Origin of the sequence: Paracoccus homiensis (assembly GCF_900111675.1) — a bacterium.
Classification (GTDB): Bacteria; Pseudomonadota; Alphaproteobacteria; order Rhodobacterales; family Rhodobacteraceae; genus Paracoccus; species Paracoccus homiensis.
The window spans coordinates 56,144-73,228 of the sequence record NZ_FOHO01000013.1; the positions used below are offsets into that span (position 1 = coordinate 56,144).

Here is a 17,085-nt window from a genome sequence, read left to right on the forward strand (position 1 = left end):
GTTCAGTTTGCCAGAGAATCGCCAATTTTTCAACTTATGATTTTGTACAATTTGCAAGTAAATTGTTTGACAACACATGCTTGACGGCCGTCTCATAAAGGCGGGTCGAGGAATGGGTCAGGTTAAGCGGTGGGGAACGGTGCCATGGAAAGCCATGTCTGCAGGACGGCGCGGGGCGCCTTGTTGATGTTCTCATCGCTGGTCAGGATCGGTCTGATATCTGGTCTGGTCCTGCCAACGGGGGCGCTGATCCTGTCCGTGGGGACCGCGCCGAATGCGGCGATTGCACAATCCACACCGGCGCCCGACCCGTCGGACGGGTCGGCCGTGGGCGATACGGTCACCAATCCCGTAACCGGGCTGGAAACCAGGGTCAGTGCGCTTCTGGTCGATCCTGCGGGAACCCCGACTGCGGGCGATACGGCCTTTGTTCAGACCGAGGACGGATATACGTTTCTGGTCAAAGCCGCCGGAGAAACCTTCTACAACAGCGACACCCCGCCAGTCGCCTTCACCATCGACAGTATTTCGGGGACAAATGCGGTGATTGCCAGCGCCGACGCCACGGGGCTTGCCGATTTCCCGTTGCGCCAGACGACCAGAGATTTCGACAGCAGTTTCAACAGCACCGGGTCCGCAGGCACCCTGCAGCCGCCGGTCGATGTCAGCGGGCCGAACGGCGTGCGTCAGGTGGTCTATGGGCGCAATGGCAGCAATGGCCGCGACGGGGCGCTGGTCGTGCCGCCCAGCTCGGGCGGGCGGGGCGATGACGGCCCCTTGCAACAACAGACGCTGTCCAGCGACGTGAACGCCACATCCAATATCGGATGGGAAATCGGCAGTGTCGGGGGCCGTGGCGGTCAGGGCGGCGATTCCTACCTGAGCTTCTGGAGCGGGCGCGACGGCGGCGACGGCGGCGCCGGGGGGCGGGTGATTGCCACCCAATCGGCCTCCAGCACCATTCAGACCAGCGGATCTACCAATTACGGCATCTTCGCCTACAGCCGCAGTGGACGCGCCGGCAATGGCGGCAGCGGCTTTGCGGCGCCCGGCGGCGGCACCGGGGGGCACAGTTCGGATGGCGGGCATGTGACCGTCACCCAATCGGGCGAGATTTCGACAAGCGGCACCAACGCCCACGGTATCTACGCGTTAAGCGTCAGCAACAATGGCGGCGATGGCGGCGATCAATGGGGACTGGTCGGTCAGTCCGGCAGCGGCGGCTTTGGCGGCGATGGCGGGCGCGTGGACGTGACCACCACCGCCAGCGGCACGATCCTGACCAGCGGCGATTTCGCGCATGGCATCCTGGCGCAATCCATCGGCGGGTCGGGCGGGTCCGCGGGGATCAGCGGCAACCTGCTGGTGTCGCTGGTGGGCAGCGCGGATAATGGCGGCAACGCCTCGGCCGTGACGGTCACCAATGCCGGGCAGATCCAGACCCAGGGCGCGCTGTCACGGGGCATCATGGCGCAATCCATCGGCGGGGGTGGTGGCGCGGGCGGCACCGCGGGCGGATTGGTGTCCCTTGCGCTTGGCGGTGTCGGCTCGAACGGGGGATCGGGCGGCACCGTGGCCGTGACCAATGCGGGCAGCGGCACGATCACGACCCTGGGCGCGCTGTCGGACGGGATCATGGCGCAATCCATCGGTGGCAGCGGGGGCACGGGCGCCAGTGCCTTCGGCCTTGTCGCAGTGGGCGGCACCGGATCGAATGGCGGCAGCGGCAACAGCGTCAGCGTGACCAATCAGGGCCGGATCGAGACCTCGGGCACCGGTGCGCGCGGCATCGTCGCGCAATCCATCGGCGGTGGCGGTGGCGATGGCGGCTCGACCGGGGGCATGGTCGCGGTTGGCGGATCGGGGTCCGGCGGCGGTAATGGCAACACCGTCAGCGTCGTGAATGACGGCGTGATCACCACGCAGGGCGACGATGCGATGGGCATTCTGGCCCAGTCCATCGGCGGCGGCGGCGGCAATGGCGGCTCGGCCGGGGCGGTCGGCGCCTTTGTGGGCGTGGCCGTCGGCGGCAGCGGCAGCAGCGGCGGGACGGGCGGCACGGCCAATGTCACCTTGTCCGACACCGACGCCAGCCAGCCTTCGCGGATCCGCACCGATGGCGATCGCGCGACCGGCGTTTTCGTGCAGTCGGTCGGCGGTGGCGGCGGCAATGGCGGTGGCGCGGTTTCGGTCGCGGTGGGCGCGTTCGGCGCGGCCTCGATCTCGGTCGGCGGCAAGGGCGGCGCGGGCGGGGATGGCGGCAGCGCGGTCCTGACGGGCCAAGGTGATGCCAGCGTTCAGACAGGCGGCGATGACGCCGCAGGTATCCTGCTGCAATCCGTGGGTGGCGGCGGCGGCAATGGCGGCTATTCGGTCGCGGCGGCGGCCTCGGCCGGGCCGGTATCGGGTTCCTTGTCGGTCGGCGTCGGCGGCGACGGCAGTTCCGGCGGTGCCGGGGGCGAGGTGCGCGTGGGCACCGTGGACGGCGGCGGCAACCTGACCGCGCCGGGCTTTTCGGGCAGCGTGGTCACCACCGGCGACAGATCCGCGGGGATGCTGTTCCAGTCGGTGGGCGGCGGCGGCGGCAATGGCGGCCTTGCGGTCAGCGCATCCGGCGGCGGGTCGCTGATCTTTTCGGGGAACGTATCGGTAGGGGTCGGCGGATCGGCGTCCGGTGGCGGCGCGGGCGGGCGCGTCCGCGTCTATACCGATTCCGATATCAGCACGGTCGGCGACAGTTCGAGCGCCCTGACGGCGCAATCCATCGGTGGCGGCGGTGGCAACGGAGGCGGCAGCATCGCCGCGGGTGTCAATGGCAGCGGGGGTGGTGCGGCCGGGTTCAATCTGGGCATCGCAGGCAGCGGATCGACCGGCGCGGCCGGGGGCGCGGTCGATCTGATCGCGGGCGGCGATCTGATCCGCACGCGCGGCCGCTTTTCCACCGGCGTTCTGGTGCAATCGGTCGGCGGTGGTGGCGGCAATGGGGGCTATGCGGTCGCGGCAGGCGGCGATGGCGCCGGGGCCGGTGCAGGAAATGTGAACCTGTCCTTCGGCGCCAAGGCAGGCGGCGGCGGCGCGGGGGGCGCCGTTTCGGCCAGGATCGAGGCCGATGCCGAAACCGAGGGCGAGGATGCGGGTGCAGTCGTCGTGCAATCGGTCGGCGGCGGCGGCGGCAATGGCGGATTCAGTGTCGCAGCCGGCGCATCGGGCGGTGGCGCGGGGGCCGGCACGGTTTCGGTCGGGCTTGGCGGGTCCGGGGGAACCGGCGGTGCGGGCGGCCGCGTCGAGGCGCAGGTGAGCGGTGATGTCACCACCCTGAAAGACCGTGCAGCCGGGGTGGTTGCGCAGTCGATCGGGGGCGGTGGCGGCAATGGCGGGTTCAGCGTCGCCGGGGCGATCTCCGGCGCCGGGGCCGGCAGCGGCGCGGTGACCGTCGGCCTTGGCGGCGGCGCGGGCGCAGGCGGCGCGGGCGGTATCGTCGATGCGGATGTGACCGGCGATGTCAGCACGACCGGTGCGGATTCGACAGCGATCCTTGCGCAATCGGTCGGGGGCGGTGGCGGCAATGGCGGGTTCAGCATCAGCGGAACGATCACCGGCAGCGGAACGGGCAGTGGCGCGGTCAGCGTCGGACTTGGCGGTGCGGGCGGCGCGGGGGCGGATGCCGGTGCCGTGACCTTGCAAAGCGATGGCGCGGTCTGGACGCAGGGCGACCGATCCTCGGGCGTGGTTGCGCAGTCGATCGGGGGCGGCGGCGGCAATGGCGGGTTCAGCGTTGCCGGATCGGTGGCAGGCGCGGGTGTCGGGGCCGGAACTGTCAGCGTGGGCCTGGGCGGTTCGGGCGCCGGGGGAGGCGAGGCCGGTGCCGTGCAGGCCACCGCGAATGGCACGATTCTGACCTATGGCTTTGCCTCGTCTGGCTTTGTCGCCCAGTCGATTGGAGGCGGCGGCGGCAATGGCGGCTTTTCCGTCAGCGCGGCCCTGTCCTTCGCGGGCACCGGGGCAGGCAGCATCGGCGTCGGCCTTGGGGGGCAGGGCGCGGGCGGCGGCAATGGCGGCAGCGTCACCGCCGCGACCGCCGATTCTGTCGAGACGCGCGGCAAGGCATCGGTCGGGATCCTTGCGCAATCGGTCGGCGGTGGCGGCGGCAATGGTGGGTTCAGCATCACGCCGACACTGACGGGCGCGGGCGTCGGCAGCGGGGCGATTTCCGTCGGGCTGGGCGGCAATGGCGCAGGCGGCGGCAACGGCGGCACCGTCGGGTTGAGCGTCGCCAATGATGTGCTGACGCGCGGCGATCAGTCCTCGGCCGTCGTGGCACAGTCGGTCGGCGGTGGCGGCGGCAATGGCGGCTTTACCGTATCGGCGGCGGGAACCGGGGCCGGGACCGGCGCGGGTGCCGTCGGTATGGGTCTTGGCGGGCGCGGCGCGGGCGGCGGGACCGGGGGACAGGTTACAAGCACCGTGACCGGGAACCTGACCACGCTTGGCGATCAATCGGGCGGACTGGTCGTGCAATCGCTTGGCGGTGGTGGCGGCAATGGCGGCTTCAGCGTCGCCGCAGCCGTCGCCGTGGCCGGAACCGGCGCGGGGGGCGCCTCGGTCGGTCTGGGCGGCGCGGCGGGCGCGGGCGGCGATGCCGGCGCGGTGCAATCCACGCTGACTGGCGACGTCGTGACACTTGGCGGCGATTCCACCGGGATTACCGTGCAATCGCTGGGTGGTGGCGGTGGCAATGGCGGCATGACGATTTCCGCCAATGTCAGCGGATCGGGCACCGGATCGGGCGGCGTCTCGGTCGGGATCGGCGGCAGCGGTGGCGATGGCGGCAATGCGGGCACCGCCGACAGCAGCGTCACCGGCGACGTGACAACCTTTGGCGACAATTCTTCCGGGATGCTGGTGCAATCGGCCGGCGGCGGTGGCGGTAATGGCGGGCTGAGCGTGTCGGCCGCCGTCAATCTCAGCGGATCCGGTGGCGGCGCTGCGTCACTGGGACTGGGGGGCAGTGGCGGTGGCGGCGGTGATGCCGATACCGCGACCGGGCGTCTGGCCGGCAATATCACCACATTGGGCGCGAATGCCGCAGGAATGACGGTTCAGTCGCTTGGCGGTGGCGGCGGCAATGGCGGTCTGAACGTCTCGGGGACGGTCAGCCTGTCGGGCAGCGGCGGTGGCGCGGTCGGTGTCGGCGTCGGCGGCATGGGCGGCGGCGGCGGCGATGCTGGCACGGCTTCGGGTGAGATGACCGGCGATATCGCGACAGCCGGTGCGGATTCCGCAGGCTATCGCGTTCAGTCGATCGGCGGCGGTGGTGGCAATGGCGGAATCAATGTGACGGCCGCTGTCAGCGCCGCCAGCAGTGGCAGCGGTGCCGCCGCCGTTGGTATCGGCGGCTTTGGCGGGGACGGGGGCGATGGCGCGGCGGCATCCGGCAAGCTGACGGGCGATGTCGAAACCGCTGGCGACCGCGCGGGCGGCGTCCTGGTGCAGTCGCTTGGCGGCGGCGGTGGTGATGGCGGCATCAATGTCGCAGCCGCACTTAGCCTTTCCAGCCAATCCAGCGGCGCCGTGGGGCTTGGCATCGGCGGCGGCGGCGGATCGGGCGGGTCTGGCGATACGGCCGAGGGCGAGGTTGCGGGCGACGTCGTCACGCGGGGCGAAAGCTCGGCCGGGGTCATGGTGCAATCCGTTGGCGGCGGGGGCGGCAATGGCGGGCTGAATGTCAGCGGCGCGGTCAGCATCGCCGGGAACGGCAGTGGCGTTGCCGCCATCGGCATCGGCGGCATGGGCGGCGGCGGCGGAAGCGCGGGCGACGTCACCGGCGATTATGCGGGCACGGCGCTGACCTTCGGCGACCGTTCGGCAGGTGTGGTGGCGCAGTCGCTTGGCGGCGGTGGCGGCAATGGCGGCGTGAATGTCGCGGCGGGCATTTCGGTCGGATCAAGCTTTTCCGGCGCGCTTGGCCTGGGCGTGGGCGGCTTTGGCGGTGCTGGCGGTGCGGCGGGTTCGGTCGATCACGGCGTTGCGGGTCAGGTCCAGACCTCGGGGGACGATTCCATCGGCATCCTCAGCCAAAGTCTTGGTGGCGGTGGTGGCAATGGCGGTCTGAACGTGACCGGGGCGGTGTCGGTCTCGCGCCAGACCAGCGCGGCGGTCGGGCTTGGTGTCGGCGGCTTCGGCGGCGGCGGCGCGGATGCCGGTGCGTTGACGGCCTCGCGGGTGACGGGCGGCGTTCTGACCTTCGGTGATCGCAGTTCGGGGATCGTGACCCAATCGCTTGGGGGCGGCGGCGGCAATGGCGGCATGAACGTCACCGGCAGCATCAATCTGACGCAACAGAACGGCGGGGCGGGATCGTTCGGTCTTGGCGGCTTCGGCGGCGGCGGCGGCAATGGCGGCGCGGTGACCAGTACGGTTGCCGCAGGCGCAGCCGATGACAGCTTTCAGACGCGAGGAGATGACAGCATCGCGGTTCTGGCGCAATCCGTCGGCGGCGGTGGCGGCGCAGGCGGGCTGAATGTCAGCGGCGCGGTCAGCCTGACGGGACAATCGGGCGCCGGGGTTGCCCTGGGCGTGGGCGGTTTCGGAGGCGCGGGTGGCGACAGCGGCAATGTCAGCCTGGATGTCACCGGCACCGTCGCGACGATGGGCGATCGCGCGCATGGGGTGATGGCACAATCGCTTGGCGGGGGCGGCGGCACCGGCGGCACCAATATCGCGGGCAGCCTTGCGCTGACGAAACCTTCGGGTTCGGACACGGTCTTCTCGATCGCCGCGGGCGTCGGTGGTTTCGGCGGTGGCGGCGGCGATGCCGGCGCGGTCGGCCTGCGCTATTCGGGTGCGCTGACGGCGCTGCCCCGGACAGTGAACCCCGACGGTTCGGTCACGCTGAACCAGACGCAGGGTGCGAACGGTCTGGTCGCGCAGTCGATCGGCGGCGGGGGTGGTGACGGCGGCGTCAATGTGAGCGCAGGTATCGCCATCAGCAGCAAGCCCGGTGCGGGGCAGAGCGACGGCAGCAAATCCTATGGCGTTCTGGTCGGTGTCGGCGGGTTTGGCGGCACCGGGGGCAATGCGGGCCGCGTCGATGTCGATGTGGCCGCAGGCAGCCGCATCACGGCGCATGGCACCGGCCGGTCCGGCATTCTGGCGCAATCCGTCGGTGGCGGCGGCGGCAATGGCGGGCTGAACGTCTCGGGCGGCATCGTTTCGGACAGTTCGCTGATCGTGGGTGTCGGCGGCATGGGCGGAAACGCGGGCCGCGCCGAGGATGTGCGCGTCACCGCCCGCGCCGATATTGCGGTGACCACCGATCCCGACGATTTCGGCGAACCCGATGACACCAGTTTCGAGGCCAAGCTGCGCGACGTTCTGGGCGACAGCATCGTCGATGAGGCCGAAACCTTGGTCGAGTCGAAATCGCTGAAGAACCTGTTTGTCGATCTTGGTCTGTTCAAGGGCGACGAACTGCCCGAAACCGAGGGCTCGGCCGGGCTGCTGGCGCAATCCATCGGCGGCGGCGGCGGCAATGGCGGGCTGAACGTCTCGGGCGGGCTGGCGCTTAGCAAGGATGGGAAGATCCCCTCGGTCACCTTCGGGATCGGCGGATTTGGCGGTGCGGCGAATATCTCGGGCGATGTACTGGCGGATCATGCCGGGTCGATCGGGGTCGAGGGCAACTGGAAGCACGGGATATTCGCGCAATCCGTCGCCGGCGGGGGCGGCAATGGCGGCATGAATGTCAGCGGCCAACTGAACTGGGGCAGCTCGGACGGGACGGGCGGTGCGACCGATCTCAGCGTCGTGGCCGGGTTGGGCGGTCACGGCGGCGTTGGGGCCGATGCGGGCGATGTCACGGTGATTTCGGAAGGGGCCATCGCGACGCGGGGCTATCACGCCCGCGGCATCTTTGCCCAATCGCTTGGCGGCGGCGGGGGCACCGGCGGGATGAACATCACGGCGGTCGGCACCAAGGACAGTTCGCCCGTGGCCATCGGGATCGGCGGCTTTGGCGCCAGCGGAGGCCACGCGGGTGATGTCAGCGTGACCCGTGGCACCGCCCTTGCCGCGGCGGGCTGGATCGACACCGACGGCATCGGCGCCCATGGCATCGAAGCAAGCAGCATCGGCGGCGGCGGCGGCGATGCCGGGATCAACGCGGTTCTGGGTTTCAGCAAGACCACCGGATCGGGCAGCAACGGCGGCACGGCAGGCGACCGCAAGACGCCCACGAATACCGGCGTCGATGCATCGGTGATCACCAATTTCAACGCCGTTCTGGACGAGCTTGAGGGCAAGACCAGCACCACCACCCCCAGCGGCGGCAAACAGGTGAATTCCGCCGTGGTCGCCATCGGCGGCTCGGCCGGGAATGCCGGAAATGGCGGTCAGGTCGATGTTCTGCATTACGGCGATATCGCCACGCGCCAGAATGGCAGCCACGGGGTCTTTGCGCAGTCGCTGGGTGGCGGGGGCGGCAATGCAGCCTTCAACCTGGGCCTGATCTTCGAAACCGGCAATACCGACAAGAACAAGGGCTTTGGCCTGGCCCTGGGCGGGGGGACCGGCAATGGCGGTCAGGGCGGCGACGTCAACGTGGACAATACCGGCGATGTCGAGACCGAGGGCGATGACGCGCATGGCATCTTCGCGCAATCGGTCGGCGGCGGTGGCGGCAATGCCGGATATACCTCGCTGACCAATGGCGGCGATGGCGGCAATGTCGCCATCCAGATCGGTCGCACCGGGGGGCTGGGCGGCAGCGCGGGCAATGTCACCGCCAGCAGCGATGGCGAGGTGGTCACGCGCGGGGTCCGTTCGCATGGGCTGTTCGCGCAATCCATCGGCAATGGCGGCGGCAATTCAAGTTCCAGCTCGGTGTCTTTGACGACGCCCAAGCAGGACGACAAATCCGGCACCACCTTCAGCCTCAGCGTGGGTCTGGAAGGCGGCGAGGGCGGTTCCGCGGGCGATGTGGTCGCCGATGCCACGGGTCTGCTGTATACGCTTGGCGACGATTCCCACGGGGTCTTTGCCCAGTCGGTCGGCGGCGGCGGCGGCACGGGTGGCGGGGCTGGCGGATCGGCCGGGTCGGGCACGTCCTATTCGCTGAATATCGGTGGCAATGGCGGTCAGGGCGGCACATCCGGCGCGGTCGATGTGACCAGCACCGCGCGGATTGCGACCGAAGGCGCGCGCGCCTATGCCATCCTGGCGCAATCCGTGGGTGGCGCAGGCGGCACGGGCGGCTATGTCAAAAGCGGCACCTCGGCCACCAGTATCGCCAAGAATCTGATCAAGGGATCCGAGGTCGGAACCTCGGCCTCGGTCAATATCGGTGGGCGCGGCGGACAGGGCATGACCTCGGGCGTAGTGACGGTCGATACCGCCGGGGTGCTGACGACATCCGGCGTCTCGGCGCATGGTGTCTATGCGCAATCGGTCGGGGGTGGCGGCGGCCTGGGCGGTCTGGTCGACAACACCATCGTCAACCTGCGTTCGACCATCGCGACCTCGACTGCGCTGTCGATTGGCGGCGACGGGGGGACCGGCGCGGTGTCGGGCGCCGTCGATGTCACCAATCGCGGCAGCATCGCGACCTTGGGCGCGAAATCGGCGGGCATTTTTGCGATGTCGGTGGGCGGCGGCGGCGGCGATGCGCAATATGTGCGCAACATCATCGCCGGACCCGATGCCGACAACAGTTCGCGCAATGCGCTGCTGATCGGCGGCAAGGGCGGAACCGGTGCGGCAGGCGGCGCGGTCAGCGTGCTGAACGACACCAGCGCGCGGATTCGCACCATCGGGGACGAAAGTTACGGCATCTTCGCGCAATCGGTCGGCGGCGGCGGCGGCAATGGCAGCGACGTCCTGTCCGTTTCGATCAGCCGTCCCGGCAGCAGCGCCTCGGTCAAGCAGGGGCTGCAACTGGGCATCGGCGGCAGCGGCGGCAAAGGCGGCGCGGGTGGCGCGGTCGCTGTGCGCAATGACGGTGTGATCGTCACAAGCGGCGCCAAGGCACATGGCATTCTGGCGCAATCGGTCGGCGGCGGTGGCGGCAATGGCGGCTATTCGATCACCGGCACGGCGACATTGCAGAAAGGCACCGAATCCGACCCCACGCTTGCGCTGAATATCGGTGGCGCGGGCGGCAGCGGCAATGCGGCGGGCGATGTGACCGTGACCAACAGCGGACAGATCGACGTCGCCGGCGACCGGGCCTATGGCGTGCTGGCCCAGTCGGTCGGCGGCGGTGGTGGCAATGGCGGGGTGGCCGTTGCGCTGTCGGTGAACGATCTTGCCGCGCAGGCCCGTGGCCAAAGCTATAGCAAGCTGGCCATCGGCGGGGCGGGCGGCGACGGCGCGGATGGCGGCGATGTGCGCGTGGATCACAGCGGGTCGCTGACGGTGCGCGGCGACAACGCCTATGGCATTCTTGCGCAATCGATCGGCGGATCGGGCGGCAATGCCGCCATGTCGCTTTCGACCCCGGCGGTGATGGCGGCGGATTACGTGATTTCGACCCTGCTGGGCGCGCGTACCGGAACCGATGGCACCGCCGGTCAGGTGACCGTGAACAGCAGCGGCGACATTCTTGTTCTGGGTGCCGACAGTCAGGCGATCCTGAGCCAGTCGATCAATGGCGGCGGCGGCAATGTCGAGACATTCCTCGACTTCGCGCCAGAGCCTCAGGTCTCGATCCAGGGTCTGCGCGCGGCGGCGGCACCGGCGCGGGGCAACAGCGTGACCAGCACGCTGTCCCTTGGCGGCAGCGATGTCAGCGGCAGCACGGGTGCCGATATCAGCCAGTCGCATCAGGGCGACATGCTGATGACTTCGGCCCGGTCGACGGGCAGCCTGCTGCAAAGCATCGGCGGCGGCGGCGGCAATGCCTTGATGAATGTCAGGGCAGCACAGTCAGGCGATCTGGACCTGACCGCGATGCTGGGGGCGATTGATACCGACGATGCGTCCGGCGGTGCGATCACGGCCCGCCGCGATGGTGCGGTCGAAACCCGCGCGGACATGTCCGCAGGCGGGCTGACCCAAAGCATCGGTGGCGGCGGCGGTCGTCTGACGCTGAACATGGGGGCGGGCCGCGCAGGGTCCGGCCTGCGTCAGGTCGATGCGACGCTGGGGGCGGACCCGTCTTTCCGCAACGATGGCGGCGATGTCGCGCTGACCCTTGACGGGGCGGTCGCGACCCGCGGTGATCAATCCCACGGCCAGATCGTGCAATCGATCGGCGCGGGCGGCGGTCTGGTCATGCTGGCGGGGCTGGACCGCGCCACGGCGACCTTGGGCGCCAGCGACGGCTCGACCGGGGATGGCGGCGCGATCACCCTGATCAATCGCGGAGACATGCAGACCGCGGGCGCGGGATCAAACGGCTATGTCCTGCAAAGCATCGGCGGCGGCGGCGGTCTGGTCACCACCGATCTGGGCGCGGCGGATCTGGCCTATCGGCTGTCTGCCGATAATGGCGGCGATGGCGGTGACATCGCGTTCCGCAATCGCGGCCATGTCCTGACCAGCGGGCGCGAGTCAGTGGGTATTCTGGCCCAAAGCCTTGGCGGCGGTGGCGGCGCGGTCGATGCACAGTTCCGCGGCACTGCGGGCGGCGCGGGCAGTGGCGGCGATGTGACGCTGGACCTTCAGGGCAATGTCATGTCGCTTGGCGATGGCGGCATCGCGGTTCTGGCGCAATCGCTTGGCCGCGACGGTGCGGGCGATATCCAGATGTCGGTTGATGGCGTGATCCTGGGGGGCGAAGATACCGGTCTGGCCGCACCGGGACGGCTGGCGGCGCGGGGATCGGGTTCATCGGCGGCGATCGTCGTCGATGGCGGCACCGTCAACAGCATCGCTCTGTCTGCCGACAGTTTCCTTCTGTCGCTGAACGACCAGATCCTGTCGGGCGGCAGCGGCGCGGACCGGGTGACGCTGGCGGGCGGGGCCGTCGGCAATGTGGATCTGGGCGGCGGCGCGAACCGTCTGACCGTGGCCGAGGGCGCAAGCTTTACCGCGCTGGATCGGGTCGATCTGGGCGCGAACGGCCTGTGGCGCATCGACGGCGCGCTGGCCCTGGGTGGGTCACCCTATCTGGCCGGGTCCGCCCGCCTTGGCGCGGCGACCCGTGCGGGGCAGTTCCGCCTGACGCAGAATGTCAGCCAGACGACGGCAGTGACCGGATCGCTTCGTTTCGGGCGCAGCGCGGTCTATACGGCCGATGTCTATTTCCGGGCGGACGTGGCAGCGGGCGACACGGGTGATCTGATCCGCGTATCGGGCGACGCGACGCTGTCGGGCACGATCCAGCCGGTGCTGCAACTGCTGGAAAGCACGGGCCCGCTTGCGCTGATACAGGCCAATGGCGCGGCCTTCGACAATGGCACTCAGGTTATCGACACGGCAGTCATCGACTATTCCATCGGCATCACGCGTGCGGGTGGCATCAGCAGCCTGAACCTGCTGGCCGATGCCAATTTCGCGGTTGCCGGGGTGAACCGGAATCAAAGGGCGGTGGGCGATCATATCGACCGCGTGCTGGCGGGGGCGGGATCGACCGAATACGGGCCGCTTTTCGCGCTGATCGCGAATATGCAGACCCGCGCCGAGGTGATCGACGCGCTGGATCGCCTGACATCCGAGGGTTATGCCGCCACGCAGGTCGGCGCGATGTATGCCGGGCAGCGTTTCGCGGGCGTGATGGCCAATTGCAGCAACGCGAACATGGCCGCGCGCGCAGATGATGAGGGGTCCTGCTATTGGATTGCCGCAGAGGCCAGCAATCTTGGCCGCGACGCCAGTTTCGAATCCAAGGCCTATGCGCTGGAAAGCTCGAACTTTTCGGGTGGGATGCGGATGCCGGTCGGTGATGATCTGTATCTGGGTCTGGCGGCCGGGTTCGAAAACTACAGCCTGTCCAATGGCGACCGTTTCGCGGCCGAGGGCAAGCGCACGCATCTGGGCGTCTCGCTGTCGGGTCGGCGCGGTCCGTGGGAACTGTATGGCCAGATATCGGGCAGCAAGGGGGATGCGGATGCCACACGCCGGATCGGCATTTCAGGCGTGCTGCCGAATGGAGAGCGGGTGTCAGCGGGCGCGACCACCGCAAGCCAGACGATCAGCCAGGCCAATATCCGCCTTGGCGCGGGCTATCGTTATCAGCCTGCGGACAGCAGCTTTTACCTGCGTCCGGGGATGGATCTGGATGCGACATGGCTGCATTCGGCCGCGACCGGCGAACGGGGCGACCGCTATGGGCTGGATCTGAAGAAAACCAGCCAATGGGTGCTTTCGGCCACCCCCTCGGTCGAGATCGGAGCCGATATTGGCACTGATGACCGCACCCGGATGCGGGCCTATCTGCGCGGCGAAATGACTTTCGCGAACACGGATGAGGTCTTTGTGAACGCAACCTTCAATGGTGCCAGCGCCGCGGACGGCACGTTCCGCAATTACAGCGAAATCAGTGACCGGACGCGCAGGCTGCTGGCGGGCATGACCTTCTACGACGAAGATGACAGCAGCTACATGAGCGTGGGCTATCAGGGGGAATGGGGCCGCAATGGGACGGTGGGTCATACAGCCGGGCTTAGCTTTGGCATGCGGTTCTGACACGGCAGCGATGGAAAGGACAAGATGATCTGGAACAGTGCAATCGGTCTGGCGGTGGCCCTGACCGTGATCGGCGGGGCAGAGATCAACGCTCAGCAGGCCGACACGGCCAAGGATGCATCCCCGGATCAGGGGCCGCTTTGGCTGATTTCCTGCTCGAACCAGGCCGATCCGGCGCAACTGCTGTGCGAAAGTTCGCAAAGCCTGATCGTGGCGCAGGGCAGTCAGCGCCTTGCGACGGCCTCGTTTCAGCGGGTGGCAGGGCAGGACAGGACGCAGGCGGTGCTGACGGTGCCGTTCGGGGTGTCATTGGCGCAAGGGGTCACGATCGCGGTCGATGACGCGACGGTCGGCACGCTGACCTATGACAGCTGCGACGGGCAGGGCTGCTATGCCATGGGCGATGTCGATGCGGAATGGCTGCAACGCATGCGCGACGGCACCGCCATGTCGGCCAGCGTGACGGATCGCGAGGGCCGCCAGATCTCGCTCAGCTTTCAGCTGACGGGATTCACCGCGTCCGAGGCGTTGATGCCCTGACCCTCATGCGGATAGCGACAGGCCGATCCCGCCAAGCGCGGCAATGACGACCACCGCCCAGGGCGGCAGCTTCCACGCGATCAGCAGCACGAAGCACAGCAGCGCCAGCGTGAAGTCGCGCATATCCGCGATGGCGCTGGTGAATACCGGTGCATACAGCGCCGCACCCAGAATGCCGACCACGGCGGCATTCGCACCCTGCATCAGCGATTGTGCCGCGGTGATCGTCCGGAACCTGTCCCAGAAGGGCAGAACCCCGCACAGGATCAGAAAACCCGGCAGGAAAACGGCCAGCAGGGCGATCACCGCCCCGGCGATGCCGTGGGGTTCAGGCCCCAGCGCGGCGCCAAGATAGGCGGCGAAGGTGAACAGCGGACCGGGCACGGCCTGTGCTGCGCCATACCCCGCCAGAAAGCTGTCCGGCGACACCCAGCCCGAAGCGACCGTTTCCGCCTGCAACAGCGGCAGCACCACATGCCCCCCGCCAAAGACAAGTGCGCCCGCGCGATAGAACCCGTCGGCGATGGCCCATGCCTGCGACCAGCCCGCCAGAACCGGCAGCAGCGTCAGCAAACCCAGAAACGCCGCAAGACAGATCCCGGCCTGCCCCCGTCCGACAGGCATCGTGACATGGCCGCCGGTCTGTGCCGGTGATCCGCGGCCCAGCAGCAGGCCTGCCACGGCCCCGACGACGATTGCACCGATCATGCCGAACGCGCCGGGCACAAAGGCCAGCATGGCGACGGCGGCGACCGCGATGGCCGCCCTTTCGCGATCCGGGCACAGGTTTCTGGCCATCCCCCAGACCGCCTGCGCGACAATCGCCACCGCGACGATCTTCAACCCATGCAGCGCCCCGGTGCCGAGGGGCCCCTCGACCGTCGCGGCGGTCATCGCAAAGGCGAACAGGATCAGCGCCGAGGGCAGCGTAAAGGCGGTAAAGGCCGCCAATGCACCCAGCCACCCGGCCCGCATCAGGCCCAGTGCGAACCCGACCTGACTGGAGGCCGGGCCGGGCAGGAACTGACACAGCGCGACCAGATCGGCATAGGCGCGATCGGTTAGCCAGCCGCGCCGGGTGACCAGTTCATCCCGGAAATAGCCCAGATGCGCGATCGGACCGCCAAAGGATGTCAGGCCCAGCTTCAGGAAGGCGGCAAACACCTCGCCCGGTCGGCCCCGGATCGCATCGCCCTGAATGACCTCGTTGCTGTCGCTCATGCCGCTTGTCCTTTCTGCCGACCCCTTGGGTCGCGGCGCCGATTATTCCAACGCCATCTGAAGCGCGGACAGGCGCCCGCGCACACCCTCGGCCACGGTGTCGGCCAGCGCGGCAGGAAAGTCCATGGGCAGGCCGGCCAGAACCCGGTCCAGCGCGGCGGGCACCAGGGCGGCTCGTGCCAGAATATCCCTTGCCAGCATGACGCCGAATCCGGCGGATCGGGCGGCAGTCACAAAATGGCGCGCGACGATTTCGTTGATCCGGTAATGGCCATCAACCGCCATGGCCAAGCGCATGCGGTTCTGCCGAATCTGACCGTCACGCACCGCCTTTTCCGCGCTGAGGACGTCATACAGCGGCGTCATCCGAAACCCGCCGGGGCGCAGAGCGATGCTGAAATTCTTTGCATGTCCGTCGGTTGCGCCCAAAAGCCAGAACATCACCTGCGCGTGGAAGAACGCATCCTGATCGGCGGCGGGATCGTCGCTGCCCGATAGCAGGGCGATGCCTTCGGTGATGCCCGGCCCGCCATCCATCTGGTATTTCTGACTGGGCGGAACCGACAGTGCCTGACAGAAATCTTCCTGTGGCAGCCGGATCAGGCGGCCGTCACTTGTCCAGGCGCGGTCGAACCGGGTGACGACAAGGCTGCGCACATTCTGGAAATCGACGATCTGCACCTCGGCCGTGTCAAGGCCCACGGCGCGGCACAGGGTCATGCAAAGAAATTCGTTCTCGACGCTGTCCGACAGGTTGATGCCGTTCGGCAGTACGCCAAGCTGCGTTTTCAGGATATGGGTCGTCGGCGTCAGGCCGGTCGGCCTGATCCAGGTCTGACCGTCGCGCAGCAGTGCCGTCTTTTCCTGCGCCCCCGCGATCGAGATGCGAAAATCATCATCCTCGGCCAGACCCAAAGGCGCCGTGGCAAGGTTGCGCAGCATGTCGGCGATCTGCGCCTCGGAGACCGGCTCGCCCTGCAATGCGTCGGCTTTTGGCGCCTCGCCCGACACGAATTGCAGTGCGCCGACGCAATCGCGCCCGATCTTTTCCAGCATGTGCCAGGCATCGGTGCCCCCCGCGCGGACGCGGGCCGCAACACGGTCGCGGATGGTCTGATTGTCGGGCAGCAGGTTTTCCAGATAGGCGATCACGGGGGCCCCGCGATGCGGTTCGTCGCGCAGGGGCAGGGACAGGGAAACCGGCATCGCGTGATCCCAGTCCAGCCAGTCGCGATCATAGGCGAAACTGATCGCGCCAGAGGCCGCAAGGCGCAGATGCCCCACAAGGCGTCCGTTCAGCAGAACCTGCATCGTGCCGCCGCTGCGGGCCCGCCGGGCCATCAGAAGATATCCTCGATATCGACATTCCCGCCGCGCTGAACCAGCCGAAATTCCAGCCCAAGCGCCGCCATTACAGACAAAAGCGTTGCCAGCTTGACCCCGGTATCACCGTTTTCCAGTGATGAGATCGTGGCCACGCGCAGATTGGTCCGCGCACTGACATCCCCCTGCGTCCAGCCACGCGCCTTGCGGGTGCGGCGGATCGCCTGACCGATCTGATCGGCGGTTCTGGCAGAAAGCTCCATCACGCGACTCCTTTGCGGCTTAGCGTAAATCACCCGACATTACGCTGCAACGTAAATATCGAAAATTAGCGCCATAGCGTAAATTTTACCACCCATGGTCACCGATTTGTCGAAG

The 17,085-nt window shown here is 68.1% G+C and carries 5 protein-coding genes; 2 read left to right on the plus strand and 3 right to left on the minus strand.

Going from position 1 to position 17,085, the window contains the following annotated elements:
* The first annotated feature begins 186 nt into the window (after positions 1-186).
* Together BMX67_RS15080 and BMX67_RS15085 are read left to right on the plus strand one after the other, a co-directional pair.
* Positions 187-13,623 carry an autotransporter outer membrane beta-barrel domain-containing protein gene (locus BMX67_RS15080; protein ID WP_139206547.1) on the plus strand — a complete coding sequence of 4,479 codons (13,437 nt, stop codon included), beginning with the start codon at positions 187-189 and terminating at the stop codon, positions 13,621-13,623.
* Between the two features lie 24 nt (positions 13,624-13,647).
* A complete protein-coding gene (locus BMX67_RS15085) occupies positions 13,648-14,163 on the plus strand; it encodes an invasion associated locus B family protein (protein WP_090736798.1) in 516 nt (171 codons plus the stop codon).
* Between the two features lie 3 nt (positions 14,164-14,166).
* Here BMX67_RS15085 and chrA read toward each other — a convergent pair whose 3' ends face one another.
* Genes chrA through BMX67_RS15100 form a run of 3 tightly spaced genes read right to left on the minus strand, consistent with a single transcriptional unit; the run spans position 14,167 to position 16,970 of the window.
* Positions 14,167-15,384, minus strand: coding sequence for a chromate efflux transporter (chrA, locus tag BMX67_RS15090; protein WP_090736801.1), 1,218 nt, complete (start codon positions 15,382-15,384; stop codon positions 14,167-14,169).
* A gap of 42 nt (positions 15,385-15,426) precedes the next feature.
* Positions 15,427-16,725: a type II toxin-antitoxin system HipA family toxin gene (locus BMX67_RS15095; RefSeq protein WP_090736804.1), complete on the minus strand. Its 1,299-nt coding sequence runs from the start codon at positions 16,723-16,725 to the stop codon at positions 15,427-15,429.
* Positions 16,725-16,970, minus strand: a complete 246-nt coding sequence (locus BMX67_RS15100) for a helix-turn-helix domain-containing protein (RefSeq protein ID WP_090736807.1) — start codon at positions 16,968-16,970, stop codon at positions 16,725-16,727. Before BMX67_RS15100 ends, BMX67_RS15095 begins: the two co-directional genes overlap by 1 nt.
* Between the last annotated feature and the right edge of the window lie 115 nt (positions 16,971-17,085).

What these genes read in the sequence shown, in the direction of transcription:
- BMX67_RS15100 (WP_090736807.1), bottom strand. Translation starts at nt 16,970, where the DNA reads ATGGAGCTTTCTGCCAGAACCGCCGATCAGATCGGTCAGGCGATCCGC.
- chrA (WP_090736801.1), bottom strand. Translation starts at nt 15,384, where the DNA reads ATGAGCGACAGCAACGAGGTCATTCAGGGCGATGCGATCCGGGGCCGA.
- BMX67_RS15085 (WP_090736798.1), top strand. Translation starts at nt 13,648, where the DNA reads ATGATCTGGAACAGTGCAATCGGTCTGGCGGTGGCCCTGACCGTGATC.
- BMX67_RS15080 (WP_139206547.1), top strand. Translation starts at nt 187, where the DNA reads ATGTTCTCATCGCTGGTCAGGATCGGTCTGATATCTGGTCTGGTCCTG.
- BMX67_RS15095 (WP_090736804.1), bottom strand. Translation starts at nt 16,725, where the DNA reads ATGGCCCGGCGGGCCCGCAGCGGCGGCACGATGCAGGTTCTGCTGAAC.